Annotated in this window: 15 protein-coding genes; 9 read left to right on the top strand and 6 right to left on the bottom strand. The window is 46.0% G+C overall.

Annotated elements, in window-relative coordinates; translation table 11 throughout:
* Window positions 1-152 precede the first annotated feature (152 nt).
* Window positions 153-1,103 carry an AAA family ATPase gene (locus tag ACQ4M5_RS10460; protein WP_430675553.1) on the top strand — a complete coding sequence of 317 codons (951 nt, stop codon included), beginning with the start codon at window positions 153-155 and terminating at the stop codon, window positions 1,101-1,103.
* 3 nt (window positions 1,104-1,106) lie between these two features.
* A complete protein-coding gene (locus tag ACQ4M5_RS10455) occupies window positions 1,107-2,411 on the top strand; it encodes a DUF58 domain-containing protein (protein WP_430675552.1) in 1,305 nt (434 codons plus the stop codon).
* Between the two features lie 17 nt (window positions 2,412-2,428).
* On the opposite strand, the gene ACQ4M5_RS10450 is transcribed toward ACQ4M5_RS10455, so the two are convergent.
* Window positions 2,429-5,269, bottom strand: a complete 2,841-nt coding sequence (locus tag ACQ4M5_RS10450) for a COR domain-containing protein (protein ID WP_430675551.1) — start codon at window positions 5,267-5,269, stop codon at window positions 2,429-2,431.
* Window positions 5,270-5,388: 119 nt separating this feature from the next.
* Between ACQ4M5_RS10450 and ACQ4M5_RS10445 the strand changes: the two genes are divergently transcribed.
* The 5 genes from ACQ4M5_RS10445 to ACQ4M5_RS10425 all read left to right on the top strand — a co-directional run bounded on the left by ACQ4M5_RS10445 (window position 5,389) and on the right by ACQ4M5_RS10425 (window position 7,830).
* Window positions 5,389-5,598: a 2-oxoisovalerate dehydrogenase gene (locus tag ACQ4M5_RS10445; RefSeq protein ID WP_430675550.1), complete on the top strand. Its 210-nt coding sequence runs from the start codon at window positions 5,389-5,391 to the stop codon at window positions 5,596-5,598.
* Window positions 5,595-5,840, top strand: a complete 246-nt coding sequence (locus ACQ4M5_RS10440) for a type II toxin-antitoxin system HicA family toxin (RefSeq protein WP_430675549.1) — start codon at window positions 5,595-5,597, stop codon at window positions 5,838-5,840. Before ACQ4M5_RS10445 ends, ACQ4M5_RS10440 begins: the two co-directional genes overlap by 4 nt.
* Before the next feature lie 121 nt (window positions 5,841-5,961).
* On the top strand, window positions 5,962-6,855 hold the full coding sequence (locus ACQ4M5_RS10435; protein WP_430675548.1) for a flagellar assembly protein H: 894 nt from the start codon (window positions 5,962-5,964) through the stop codon (window positions 6,853-6,855).
* A 69-nt stretch (window positions 6,856-6,924) separates the two neighbouring features.
* A complete protein-coding gene (locus tag ACQ4M5_RS10430; RefSeq protein ID WP_430675546.1) occupies window positions 6,925-7,410 on the top strand; it encodes a helix-turn-helix domain-containing protein in 486 nt (161 codons plus the stop codon).
* Window positions 7,411-7,830 (top strand): type II toxin-antitoxin system VapC family toxin, encoded by a 420-nt coding sequence (locus ACQ4M5_RS10425; protein ID WP_430675545.1) that lies wholly within the window; start codon window positions 7,411-7,413, stop codon window positions 7,828-7,830.
* A 5-nt stretch (window positions 7,831-7,835) separates the two neighbouring features.
* Here the strand turns inward: ACQ4M5_RS10425 and mutL are convergent, their stop codons facing one another.
* Window positions 7,836-9,470 (bottom strand): DNA mismatch repair endonuclease MutL, encoded by a 1,635-nt coding sequence (gene mutL, locus ACQ4M5_RS10420; protein ID WP_430675544.1) that lies wholly within the window; start codon window positions 9,468-9,470, stop codon window positions 7,836-7,838.
* Between the two features lie 628 nt (window positions 9,471-10,098).
* On the opposite strand from mutL, the gene ACQ4M5_RS10415 reads away from it, so the two are divergent.
* Together ACQ4M5_RS10415 and ACQ4M5_RS10410 are read left to right on the top strand one after the other, a co-directional pair.
* On the top strand, window positions 10,099-10,383 hold the full coding sequence (locus ACQ4M5_RS10415; RefSeq protein ID WP_430675543.1) for a UPF0175 family protein: 285 nt from the start codon (window positions 10,099-10,101) through the stop codon (window positions 10,381-10,383).
* Window positions 10,380-10,859, top strand: a complete 480-nt coding sequence (locus tag ACQ4M5_RS10410) for a DUF3368 domain-containing protein (RefSeq protein ID WP_430675541.1) — start codon at window positions 10,380-10,382, stop codon at window positions 10,857-10,859. Before ACQ4M5_RS10415 ends, ACQ4M5_RS10410 begins: the two co-directional genes overlap by 4 nt.
* On the opposite strand, the gene ACQ4M5_RS10405 is transcribed toward ACQ4M5_RS10410, so the two are convergent.
* From ACQ4M5_RS10405 to argS, 4 genes are read right to left on the bottom strand one after another with little or no spacing between them, the layout of a single operon-like run.
* Window positions 10,856-11,347, bottom strand: a complete 492-nt coding sequence (locus tag ACQ4M5_RS10405; RefSeq protein WP_430675539.1) for an N-acetyltransferase family protein — start codon at window positions 11,345-11,347, stop codon at window positions 10,856-10,858. The genes ACQ4M5_RS10410 and ACQ4M5_RS10405 overlap by 4 nt on opposite strands.
* 18 nt (window positions 11,348-11,365) lie before the next feature.
* Window positions 11,366-11,767: a type II toxin-antitoxin system VapC family toxin gene (locus ACQ4M5_RS10400; RefSeq protein WP_430675538.1), complete on the bottom strand. Its 402-nt coding sequence runs from the start codon at window positions 11,765-11,767 to the stop codon at window positions 11,366-11,368.
* Window positions 11,764-11,994 (bottom strand): hypothetical protein, encoded by a 231-nt coding sequence (locus ACQ4M5_RS10395; RefSeq protein ID WP_430675536.1) that lies wholly within the window; start codon window positions 11,992-11,994, stop codon window positions 11,764-11,766. The genes ACQ4M5_RS10400 and ACQ4M5_RS10395 overlap by 4 nt, the downstream gene beginning before the upstream one ends.
* 12 nt (window positions 11,995-12,006) lie before the next feature.
* Window positions 12,007-13,773, bottom strand: coding sequence for an arginine--tRNA ligase (argS, locus tag ACQ4M5_RS10390; protein ID WP_430675535.1), 1,767 nt, complete (start codon window positions 13,771-13,773; stop codon window positions 12,007-12,009).
* Window positions 13,774-13,939 lie beyond the last annotated feature (166 nt).

Raw genomic sequence — 13,939 nt, 5'->3', positions numbered from 1 at the left:
GCAGTTTCAGCCCTCTTCAGAGGGGTTCCTCCATTAGCCCGGTGGTTTACCTCCGGGCGAAATAGCGGATAGACGAACACGCCAAAATTCACAAAACCCGTTTTCCAAATCTGCATTAAGATGGTCATGCCCTCGTTACCCGGTTCGATCGTATGTCTGACCTTCAAGCAACGTTCTCCAGCCTTCGACAAGCTCTTGATCAAATTGTCGTAGGTCAAGGCGCATTAGTGCAGCAGCTTCTAGTCGCGTTGCTATCTGGTGGTCATGTGATTTTAGAAGGTGTGCCGGGAACTGGAAAAACGCTTTTAGTCAAAGTGATGGCGCAATTAGTTCGATCGGAGTTTCGCCGCCTTCAATTGACTCCAGACATTCTGCCATCTGACATTCTAGGAACGAATATTTTTGACCTGAACACGCGCAACTTTATCTTGAAAAAAGGTCCAGTGTTCACGCAGATTCTACTTGCAGATGAAGTGAACCGAACGCCACCCAAAACCCAATCTGCACTGCTTGAAGCAATGGAAGAACAGCAAGTTACTCTAGATGGTGAAAGCTTACCTTTGCCTGAGTTTTTCTGGGTGATTGCAACTCAGAATTCATTAGAGTTTGAAGGAACTTATCCATTACCAGAAGCGCAACTCGATCGCTTTCTATTCAAGCTAATGGCGAACTATCCCGATCCAGCAGCAGAAAAGAAAATGTTGCTGAATCATCAAGCAGGATTCCAAGCGAAACGGCTCGATCTCGGTAGACTTCAGCCGATCGCATCTGTGGACGAAGTTCTCAAAGCGCGGCAACTGGTACGATCGCTGACTGTTGAGGAACCCATTCTCGACTACTTACTGTCTGTGGTTCAGAAAACTCGCCAACATCCCGATTTAGTGTTAGGGGCTTCTCCTCGATCGGCGGTTGCTTGGTTGAATGTGAGTAAAGCTCAAGCTTGGTTATCCGGTCGGAACTATGTGACTCCTGATGATATTAAAGCGGTTGCTCCTCCACTGTTGCGACATCGATTGATTCTACGTCCTGAAGCTCAGTTAGATGGAATTAGTATCGATTCAGTGATCAATGCCATTCTTAATCAAGTTGCTGTTCCTCGTTAGATTATGATTCCTTCACTCCGAACGTATGGATTATTGCTAGTCGGCGGCGCGATCGCTGCTGTTCTATTTTTGTTTGATTCACAATTGTCGATCGTCGTTTTATTACTCTTCGATCTGATTGTTCTCGGATTAGCATTTTTTGATAGTTCACGAGTGAAACCGCATCGGGTGAAAGTCGATCGACAAGTTGCATCCAGATTGTCGATCGGGCGAGATAATCTAGTGAGTTTGAATGTTGAATCTGGAGCGCGATCGACAGAAATTCGTATCTATGATCAGTACCCGATCGAGTTCTCTGTTTCATCAATGCCGTTAGCTCTAAAGCTGGGAGCAAATCTGAAACAGCAACTTTCCTATACGGTGAATCCTTCCTATCGTGGAGAGTATCACTGGAAAGACATTCAAGTGCGTCAATTAAGTCCGTGGCGACTCGCTTGGCATAGTTGGAAGATTCCACAAGAGCAGAAAGTTTCGGTTTATCCAGACTTATTAGGACTACGATCGCTTTCGATCCGATTAACTTTAGAATCTTCTGGTTCAATTCGTCGTGCCCGTCGATTAGGCATTGGAACCGAATTCTCAGAGCTTCGAGAGTATGGCATTGGAGATGATCCACGCTTTATTGATTGGAAAGCAACTGCACGACGCGGACAACCGTTAGTTCGAGTATTGGAACCGGAGCAAGAGCAAACTTTGATTATTTTGCTCGATCGGGGTCGGTTGATGACTTCTCAAGTTCAAGGTTTAGCGCGATTTGATTGGGGATTGAATGCAACACTAGCATTGGCACTGGCGGGATTACATCGAGGCGATCGGGTTGGAGTAGGAGTGTTCGATCGACAAGTTCAAACCTGGATTCCTCCAGAACGCGGACAGGCACATTTGAACCATTTGATCGAGCGCTTAACTCCGATTCAACCAGAGATTCTAGAGCCAGATTATTTGGGTGCAGTTACAACATTGGTGAATCAACAGGCTCGACGTGCTTTAGTTGTTGTGATTACCGATATTGTTGATACTACAGCCTCATCTGAACTATTAGCAGCATTGGGACGATTGACACCGAGATATTTGCCATTCTGTGTTACTTTACGAGATCCACAGGTTGATCAACAAGCACATACAGTAACCGAGGATTTGCCCTCAACTTATGAAAGAGCCGTAGCATTGGATTTGATTGCTCAACGACAGATTGCATTTAGTACATTAAAACAACGAGGTGTATTGGTATTAGATGCACCTGCAAATCAAATTACAGAAGAATTAGTCGATCGATATCTGCAACTCAAAGCCAGAAATCAACTTTGATCAAGTCTCTGAATGGCTCAACGGGACAGTTTTGCTTGAACAATCTTCTCGATCGCTTGCTCAACATTCAACCAAGCATCATCTCGATCAGACCATTGCCTCACCGCTTTTAGATCAGTCGGTAATGCTTGAAGATGATTAAACGGAACGGACTGCCAATCGACAGGACGAATCAAGATCGGAATAACCGTTGCTTCTCCCGCTTGATCTCGTTCTAGAGCGCGTTTGCCTTCGATTTCATAGCAATAGTCTGAAGCTATAAAATCAGGGCTAATCAGTAACAAGATAATATCGGCTCTTTCTAAGTTCGTATCAATCTCTTGTTTCCAGTCGGAACCAGGCGGAATTTGTCGATCGTCCCAGAGTCGAATTAAGCCCTTGCGTTGTAAAAGTTTCAGACGCACTGATAGTTCATCCTTCAGCACTTCATCTTTATGAGAATAGCTACAAAACAGATGAAGGGCTTGATTTCGGAATTCTGGTCTTTTGCGACGAGTTTGATCGAGATCAACGCCTTTTAGTAAGTCTTGAACATTGAGCTTAATCACTTTGCCATTAATCACATTTGGGAACTCTCTCAAGCCTTCTTTTTCCATCACAATCAGGTCTTGATAGTTCAATAACACGCCTGGATGAGCAGGAACGGGAACTTGCTCGATCGGTTTAAATCTAAAACTGCTGTGGATGCGTTCAAAGTCCGATCGAATAATCGCTAACAATCGATTGCGACCAGAAACAGCACCCTCGACATTGATCATGACGGTGCGATCGTGTCGATCGGCTTTCACGAGCGCTCGATTGCCCTCGAATTCCAGAATCACGCCTGTTCGCCAGCGCAGTTGTTTGGGACTCAATACATGAGTGCGAACAATAAAGCGCGGGAGTAAGCCTTCGGGCAAGATGGGATATTCATAGCAAAAATTGAGACAGTCTTCGGGGTGAAAGGCTTCCGCTTCGGGGGGTTGCTGTTTGCCTAACAGATCGGGAATCAGATAGCGGGATTCGTCTTCGGGGAATCGAAAGCAGAGTTCAAACTTGTGCATCAGTTCCAACAGGAAGCCGTGACGTTCGGGGGGATAGAGTTCTCGATCGAGAATCTGCGCGAGAGATGCGATCGCGATTTCGCCTTCGGTGGTGGAGAACTCATGAGCATTGAGCAATTGATAAATGCCATTCGTGACCCAATGAGGGCTGAGAACGTGAGTATCTCGCAGACGCGGATCATCTTTGTAGTTCAGAGCAATTCCGAGATTGTGGAGATGCACTGCGAGCGAATCTTGAGCGCCGAGGTCGGTTTCGCCATCTTGATGACAAATCGATCGATATTCCTCAAACGGAATGTAGTTTTTCCGCAGAGTGCGCTGCATATCGGTGAGGCGGGTTTTGATGGTGAACCAACTTGCGGGGAAGGGGGCGCGGAGATGGTCTAAGCGATCGGTTTCGCGTTCGATCGCGCTTTGCAATTGTTCGATGCCGATCTCCGCCTCGAAATCGGTGGGAATAAAATCGCGGATGTTGGGGAATTTCTGCATGAGAGCGCTGCGATTGAGATCAAAGGGATGGTCTTTGATCTTGTTCAGAACAATGATCACCGGAGAGCTTCCCCCAAAGCTCTGAATTAGCTCTAACCAGTATTCGGCATCGCTGTCTTCATGACTTTGGCGACCATTGAGGACGAGCAGATACAGGCTGCGTTCGGTGAGAAAGAACTGGTGGGTCGAGTGCATGATTTCTTGCCCGCCAAAGTCCCACACATTGAGCTTGATGTCTTCTGTGCCATTTAAGCGGAGGTTCCATTCTGTGATCTGAATGCCCTCGGTCTTTCTGGAGTCTGGATCAAACGTTTTGTGAATGATGCGATTGACGAGCGAGGTTTTACCAACGTTGCCATAGCCGACTAGGATAAGTTTGGCTTCGTTTAGGGGTTGTCGATCGTCGAACTTGGTGCGGAAGTAGTAGTTTAGAATGTCTTGCGGATTGGCTGGTGTAGCAGAACGTCCGATAAAGTCGCTCCACGTACAGCCTAGAATCTCATCAGGAATCCCCAGCTTTGGATTGTCATGAAGAAACAGGCTTTCCAAGGTTGACATTTGCTTCAGAAATTCTGGTAAGGCTGTAATCTGATTCGCATTAAGATTAACCTCCTCCAGATTGCGAACAAAACGGATGAATTCTGGCACTGCTGTCAGTTGATTATCAGAGAGATCAAGCCTTGTCAGATTAACAAGTTGACCTAATTCCGCTGGCACTGCTGTCAGTTGATTATTAGAGAGATAAAGCGTTGTCAGATTAACGAGTTGACCTAATTCCGCTGGTACTGCTGTCAGTTGATTATCAGAGAGGTAAAGCGTTGTCAGATTAACGAGTTGACCTAATTCCGCTGGTACTGCTGTCAGTTGATTGTCAGAGAGATAAAGCGTTGTCAGATTAACAAGTTGACCTAATTCCGCTGGTACTGCTGTCAGTTGATTGTCAAAGAGATAAAGCTTTGTCAGATTAACAAGTTGACCTAATTCCGCTGGTACTGCTGTCAGGTGCAAACTAGATAAATACAGCGTAGTCGCTTTCGTGACAACAGCCTTCTGAATTCGTCGTCTTGCCTCAGCGAGTCCCTCATCATTATTTATTAGTCCATCTTCTGCAATCAACTCATCGATCGACAACCTCAACACATTCGCGATCGACAACACACTCGCCTCACTCACCCGCTGCCCCTGCCACACTCGCCCCACCGTCCCCACACTCACCTCCGCCCGTTCTGCGATCGCCGCATAAGTCAAGCCGAGCCGCGCTTTTGCCGCATTGAGCCGAATCAGCCCCTCTGGACTGGCACTAAACGATCGAGGTTTCGCTGGCATAGTGGAAACAGTAGAATTTCAGTCCTATTTTATACGCCTCAATCTATCTAGCGACTTCTGCAACACGCTAAAATTCAACCATCCCTGATTCTTTGTCATCCTTATGGCGATCGCACATCATGACTGAAATCGTATTTCTCATCGAAGATGCACCCGAAGGCGGCTATACTGCTCGCGCACTGGGTGAATCAATCTTTACCGAAGCCGATGATATCAACCAATTACGCGAAGAAGTCCGCGATGCCGTCAGATGTCACTTTCCAGACGAACAAGCTCGCCCTAAACTCATTCGTCTACATTTTGTGCGAGATGAGGTCATCGCCTCGTGAAACTCCCTCGTGACCTTTCCGGTTTAGAGCTTGCCAAGCGGCTCAAACGGTTTGAATATGTCATCGATCGTCAGACAGGCAGCCATATCCGCTTAACGACAGAGCAAAACGGAGAACATCACATTACAATTCCTGCTCACAATCCGCTCAAAGTTGGAACTCTTTCCGCAATTCTGGGAGATGTTGCTGAACATTTGGAGTTGAGTCGTGACGAGCTAATCGCTGAACTATTTCAGAAATAGCAGAATTTCAGTTCTTCTACGGCTTAACTTGTAGTCGAAGTCTGGAAGCGCGATCGCAACGCTTGTTAAACGCAACAGTGCAGAATACGATCGCACTATTTCCATCCCTGCGTGTGAGAGTATGGCTCAGAACAGTTTTGATCAATTATCGAAGCAGTACCTTGAGGAGTTCCTTGCTCCAATTGGGACAGTACAACGTCAGTACGAGATCCCTGGAGAAGCGAAATTTGCTGACCTGTGGTTTGTTCCCAATCCTGACGCGACCCACGCAACCGATTTGGGGTTACTAGGGCGAATCGTGCAGAAGCCCTGCCTGCTCGAACCCTACCGCAATGTACCCACCCGAACTGAGGTGCGAGTCTCAATTATGAAACTGGTATGGGTGCAGGAAGACGAGCGGCGTAAAGTGCGACGAGAAGAATTGCCCGACGAAGAACTGCCCCAGCTTTGGATTCTAGCCGCGACGACCTCTAGACCATTACTGGAAGAGGCGGAAGGGAAGACTCAAGCGGACTGGATGCCCGGAGTCTACTTTATGGCGGGTATTTTGAAGACGGCGATTATCGCGATCGATCAACTCCCTGAAACCGAAGAAACTCTATGGATAAGGATTCTCGGATGCGATGGCACACAGGAACGAGCGATTCGAGAAGTGTTAGCACTCCCTCCAAATCACCCCCGTCGCGATGGAATTCTGCGATTACTGGTAAGTTGGAAAGTTAGAATAGACTTAGGAGAGCTTGAAGATTTTAGTGGGCGGGAGGCAATCATGGCATTCTCAGAAGCATTCCTACAGTGGGAACAGCAAACTCAGGAGCAGATTAGACAGAGAGTCGAACAGGAAGTCAGACAGAGAGTCGAACAGGAAGTCAGACAGAGAGTCGAACAGGAGGTCAAACAGGAAGAGCGTCGTGAGATCGCACTGAATATGATGAAAAATAATCTTCCACTTGAGCAAATTTCGCGATTCACTGGACTGACGATCGCAGAAATTCAGATGCTCCAACAAGATTAGGAATGACTGTTACCGTCAGGGTAAATATTCTGAAACCTTGGCGATGCAGGGTAAGCGCGATCGCACATCATGACTGAAATCGTATTTCTCATTGAAAATGCACCCGAAGGCGACTATACTTCTCGCGCATTGAGAGTGTCAATCTTTACCGAAGCCGATAACATCGACCAACTACGCGAAAAAATCCGCGATGCTGTCAGATGTCACTTTCCGCAAAACGCTAAAATTCAACCATCTTTGATTTTTTGTAATCCTATGGCGATCGCAACCTCCTCTGAAGTCTTGACCCTTGAAGAAGCTGCCGACTACTTGCGGTTGTCGCCCGAAGTCGTCGAACGACAAGCAATTCAAGGAAGCATACCCGGACGAAACATCGAAAATGAATGGCGATTTCTTAAATCAGCGATCGATGATTGGTTACGAACACCAACCAGCCATGCCGCATTGCTTCAGCAGATTGGCGCTTTTGCCGATGATGAAACACTGACTGAATTGAGAGACTCGATTTACCGCGATCGAGGTCGCCCCGAAGTTGATGAGGGGCAAGACGCATAAATGCACCTGTTAGATACCGATACGCTGACCCGTCTTTATGCCGGAAACCGCAACGTTGCAGAACGATTCAGAAGCGTAAATGATCCTGATACTGGCACAACGATCATCACGAAAGTTGAAATCTTGCGTGGAAGAATCGATTATCTGCTCAAAGCGACAACAGGAGACGATTTACTTCGCGCTCAAAATCTTTTTCTACAATCTGAGGCTTCACTCTCGCGCATCCTGATTGTTCCATTCAATGAAGCCGCCACAGAGCAATTCGATCGACTGGTTGCACTTCGTAATCTGCGTAAAATTGGACGGGCTGATCTGCTTATCGCCAGTATCGTTCTTGCAAATCGAGCAGTATTGGTGACTCGCAATATGCGACATTTTCGACAATTTCCTGGGGTCATGATCGAGAACTGGGTGGACTAAGATTATTACTCCAATCCGTGACTCTTACCAATCACCCAATGCCGCTTGAAGAATCGCGCCAGACTGGATTCTTCAAGTGATAGATAAATCGGGCGACCATGCGGACAGGTGCGCGGATTTCGAGTCTTCTGCCATCGATCGATTAACGATTGCATCTCGTCGATCGACAACGGAACCCCATTCCGAATCGCACTCCGACAAGCCACTGCCACCTGCGCCGCCTGCAAATCTCCACCCAAACTCAATTCAATCAAAGCATCTCTACAATCTTCTCGTTGCGCTAAGAGTTCAGGAGCCGATCGCACTGCCCAAAGTTGCTCTCCGAACGGATCAACTTCGATTCCAAGCCGTTGTAGTTGTTCGATTTGAGTAACTGATAGTTGATTGAGTACGATCGCAGGTTCGAGCGGAACAATTTGCCATCGATCGCTAATTTCCTCAAACAAGATTCGTTCATGAGCAATATGCTGCTCAATCAACCACATTCCCGATGGATGTTCTGCCAGAATGTATCGATTGTGAACTTGTGTCAGTGCTTTGAGAAACGAGAACGAAGGTTCAGGAACAATTTCGCGCTGCACATGATAACCAGCATCAGACTCAGCAGCTTTAATCAGTTGACTCACTTGTGAAGTGTAAAGACCTTCAGGAACAGTCTCAGAATTGATTCGGAGAGCTTGAGCGATCGCGCTTTTTACTCGCTCTCTCCAATCCTCTAGATTGTGCAAATACACTTCCGCTTTTGCAGGATGGCGATTCCAGTCGATATGTTCTGGAGCAAGTTGAAGATGGATTAAACAAATCGGATGTCGATCGCGAGGTAATGTTCTCCGAAATGCTCCTAAAATCGTTTGTTCTAGCTCTGGAAATTGTACAAACCGACCATTGATAGCAACTCTCACCCAATCCGGGCGATGTCGATGAGCGCGATCGGGCAATCCCAATACTAAAGAAAGTGCAGTAGATTGAAGCTCAGTTAAATCTTCAATTCGCACATCTTTCAACAATTGCGGTAGTAAATCTTTTGCAGAGCTTCCCGCCCAGAGATTGAACCACAATCGATCGTTCTGATACACCTGCCAAGTAATTCGCGGATGAGCTAGAGCAATTTGATAAATAATTTGCTGAACTGCTTTTAACTGTTGAGAAGTCGAAGGTAAACCATCACGTCTTGCTTCCCAGGTTTCAAATAATCGATCGACCATCACAATCGTTCCAGGTGCGATCGCAACCGATTCAACTTGCTCTGCTTCTCCATCTGTCCGATACGTAGCTTTCCATCCTGGTTCCGAAGCAGTTCGACTCAGAATCTCTAAATTTGAGAGTTGAGCCAAACTATGAAGCGCTTCCCCCCGAAATCCGAGGCTATGAATTTGCCACAAATCAGCACGATCGCGAATCTTACTCGTACTATGGGGCTGTGCAGCTTTCCGCAAATCGTCCAAACTCATGCCTGCACCATTGTCCGCCACTCTAATGCGCCATTGATCAGCCCACACGGAAACGGTGATCCGAGTCGCGCCTGCATCGATCGCATTTTCGACGAGTTCGCGCACGACTGCGGCAAGAGAATCAATCACTTCTCCCGCTGCAATCAGGTGAACGACATCGATCGGTAGTGGTTGTATCTGCTGTCCCATTCCTCTAGTTTACAAAAATGCAGTCGGGCTTGAGGTTATAAGTCTCGTGAATGAGATAAAAATACTCGCGGTCGAGTTTCAAAGACTCGCGCTTGAGTTTCAAAGACTCGTGAGTGAGTCCTAAACACTCGTGAATGAGTCAAAAAGACTCGTCGTTGAGTTCTAGATACTCGTCGTTGAGTCCTGAATACTCGTGCTTAAGTTCCAAAGACTCGCCACCAAATCCTAAATACTCGTCGTTGGGTTCTGAATACTCGTCGTTGAGTTAAAAAGCCTCGTCAAAGAAATCACAGAAGTGCTGTGATTTCTTTGAATAATCCGTGTTGAACTGCGATCGTGGTAAATGAATGTAATATTTCTCTCGCCGCCCAGACTTTCCATGATACTTGAGGTCGCAGCACTGCCAAAATAGCGATACGCTTTCTAACTGCAATCGAATCCCGAATGCTTGCCGTACAAAATGATTAAGTATTGATCGTTTGGTGTGCAGCGTGTCAAAAGTGTATAAATGATTTAGGTCTAAAAGCGCGATCGTATAAAACCATCATTCTCGTCGATCGTCTCCTGCAATTGCCAAAACTAGAGAAATAACTCGTTCAGATAAATGTAACTTTTCCTGTAAAAGACAATGCAAATCACCATCGATCTTCCCGACACCTTAGCGCACCAGCTACAATCCCATCAAGAAAATTTAGAGCAAAAAATGCTTGAACTCTGCGTGATTGATGCTTATCGAAACGGTTGGATTAGCTCAGGCAAAGCGAGAGAACTGCTCGGATTTTCAACTCGGCTTGAACTTGATGCGTTTTTCAAAGCACGAGCCATTGATCTTAATTACGATATCCCCGATTTACAGCAGGATCTAGAGACACTAAAAAATCTTCAACATAAGGGTAATCAAGCCCAAGCATGATCGTTATTTCTGATACGTCTCCTCTCTGTTATCTCTTGCTGATCGATCTAATCGATTTACTCCCCGAATTGTATAGGCAAGTAATTATTCCTGAAACCATTCGAGACGAATTATCTGCCCCAAAATCACCGTCGATCGTACAAGCTTGGATTACTCAACCACCAGCATGGTTAGAAATTAGAGCAGTCTACACCGCAAACAATCTTTTTGTTGATGAACTCGATCCAGGAGAACGAGACGCGATCGCACTAGCAGAAGAATTACAAGCAGATTTAATTCTGCTTGATGACCAAGCTGCTAGAAATGTCGCCTCTAAACGAGGACTCGCGATCGTTGGCGTTCTAGGAATTTTGGTGCAAGCTGGTCATCAAGGAAAAATTGATTTTCCTATCGCGATCGCCCGATTACAACAAACTACGTTTCGCGCTTCTGCCAGTTTGATTCAAACATTACTTGACCAGTTCGGGCAGAGCTAGAATTCATCTAATAAGCGATACATCACATAAGCATCGACGTATCCAAGCGATCGATGATGGAATGCTTTCGGTAACGTTCCAACGATCGAGAATCCTAACTTTTCCCACAATGCGATCGCGGCATGATTCGTACTCACCACAAAGTTAAACTGAATCGCGAGATATCCTAATTGCTTTGCCGCTTGCAAACAATGTAATCCCATTGCTTTCCCGATACCGCGACCGTGACAGGTTGGATCGACCATAAAGCTGGCATTAGCAACATGAGAACCGCGATCGCGCTGATTGGCAACAATCTTGTACATTCCGACGACTTGCCCTTGGTCTTCTGCAACATAAGTCGTGACTTCTGCACCAAACCAGTAGGAAAAGGCATCTTCGCGGCTTGTATCGGCTGCAAAAACGTAAGTGTCTTCCGGTTCAATCACGGTTTTGAAGATTGTCCAGATGGAATCAAAATCAGTGTCGGTCGCTCTCCGAATTAGCATATTTTTAACTCAAACAATTCACCAAATTGTTTGTAAATTTGAGGCTTGAATCTTATGATCGCGTGTAATCACAGGTACATTCAAATGAAGTGCTGTCGCTGCAATGATTCGATCTGCTAATTCTGGCACTTGAGCACGATCGACCTGACACATTGTATTTGCGATCGCTCGATCGAAAGGCACTTCAACCCAGACCGATTGTCCAGAATCAAGGAGCTTTATGAGTTCCGGTAGCGTTTCCATCGGAATCCGATTCCGCTCTGCTAAATACACAATTTCTGCAAATGTAATGCTTGAAATCGCAATAAAGTCTCCTCCAATCGTTGCTTGTTCGATATAAGAACGGGCTAAATTCGAGAGGCGACCATCCGCAAAAAGATACCAAATAATCGCATGAGTATCTGCAACTGCTCGAATCATAAAGACTCGCCAAAATTCGCGTACATTTCCTGGCGAGTTTGGTCAATTTCTATCTCGGAGGGAGCTTTTCCTAACTGTGAAAAGACTCCAAACGAAGATATCTTCGATTGTTGGGATCGAGCTAAATTCGCAAGATCAATCTCCATCACTAACTGTTGAACAAGTCGCAATTTATCAATTTCTGTTAGCTGATTTGCAATTAATAGGGCTTGCTCTAATGTAGTCATTTTACTCTCCTTTTACATCCGTTCCAGCACTTGAATTCCTAACAACGATAGTCCGAGCTTGAGTGTTCTCGCAGTTAAATCACACAACACTAATCGAGAAGTTCGTGCAGGCTCTTCCGCCGATAGAACCGGAACACCTTGATCTCGATCGTAAAACACATTAAATTTCTGACTCAGTTGGAATAGATAGTCACAGAGTCGATTCGGAAATAGATCTTGCTCAACTTCAGAGAGTACTGTGCTGAACTGAAGCAAATGCTTTGCTAATGTCAATTCGGTATCATGCTCTAATACCAATTGAACATTAGAACCCAACTGATTGAAGTCAATGCCACCTTTGCGACTAATACCTTGAATTCGAGCATAGGCATAGAGCATGTAAGGTGCAGTATTACCTTGAAGTGCCAGCATCTTGTCGTAACTAAAAATATAGTTACTTGTGCGATTCTGGCTCAAGTCAGCATACTTCACCGCACTAATTCCAACTGTTTTAGCAACGTGATTGATGAACTCTTCGGATTCGGGACGTTCTTCAGTTGCTAATCGAGTTTCTAAATCGGACTTCGATCGCTCAACTGCTTCATCCAACAAATCCCGCAGTCGAACGGTGTCACCCGATCGCGTTTTAAGCTTTTTACCATCCTCGCCTTGCACCAGTCCAAATGGCACATGGGTTACTTCCACAGTATCGGGAATCCAACCTGCTCGACGTGCCACCTGAAAGACTTGAGCAAAGTGATTTGCTTGTCCTGCATCGGTAATGTAAATTAAGCGATCGCTATGTTCTTGTTGCACCCGATATCGAATGGCAGCTAAATCGGTTGTGGCATAGTTATAACCACCGTCAGACTTTTGAATGATCAACGGCAGAGGATTTCCTTCTCGATTCGTAAAGCCTTCGAGAAACACACATTTCGCACCTTGATCTTCCACTAACAAGCCCGCTTTCTCTAAGTCTTCAACGACTTGTGAAAGCAATGGATTGTAAAAAGATTCTCCCCGCTCTGTGATGTGAATGTCTAGCAAATCATAGATAATTTGAAACTCTCGGCGGGACTGATCACACAACAATCGCCAAGCTCGTAAAGTATCTTCTGCACCGGATTGCAAGCGCACGACTTCTTGACGCGATTTTTCCTGAAACTCTGGATCTTCATCGAATCGCTGTTTCGCTTTCTTGTAAAACGCAACTAAGTCACCTAAATCTAGAGCATCAGCAGTCGTTAGCGCTTCAGGTGCAACTTCTCTCAGATAAGTGATCAACATTCCAAACTGTGTTCCCCAATCTCCAACGTGATTGAGACGTAACACATCATGCCCTTGGAATTCGAGAATGCGGCTGATTGAATCTCCGATGATGGTCGATCGTAGATGTCCAACGTGCATTTCCTTGGCAATATTCGGACTGGAAAAATCCACAATCACTTTTTTTGGCTCTTTGACCGCTGGAATGCCTAGGCGTGAATCGCCCGTCATTGCGCTGAGTTGCGTTTGAAGGTAAGACGGTCTCAGCGTCAGATTAACAAATCCCGGACCCGCGATCGAGGGCGTTTCACAAAGGTCATCAACCTGCAAATTTTCGGTAATCTCTTGTGCGATCGCTCTTGGCTGTTTGCCCAATCGTTTCGCCAGCGACATCGCTACATTCGCCTGATAGTCCCCAAATTTCGGATTACTCGTCGGTACTAGCATCGGATTAGTGCCCGCCAACTCTGCACCAAACGCCGCCACCAAAGCAGCTTCTAAGCGATTTTTCAATTCAGCAACGATCGCGCTCATAATTCCTCAACCTGAAAACAGCCAAGCCTATCTAGAATACCGATTCAGACCGCTTAAGGGTAGCAAAAATCGAAAGAAATGAGCGATCGTCATAAGAAATCCGACAATCAGAATAAATCTCTGTCCGTAGACAGAAGCCAAAGTATTAGATAAACGCAGGAACGAG

This window comes from Leptolyngbya sp. AN10 (assembly GCF_050565645.1).
Taxonomy (GTDB): domain Bacteria; phylum Cyanobacteriota; class Cyanobacteriia; order Leptolyngbyales; family Leptolyngbyaceae; genus Leptolyngbya.
Note: the sequence above shows the minus strand (reverse complement) of the source record. Positions and strands in the feature narration are given on the sequence as shown.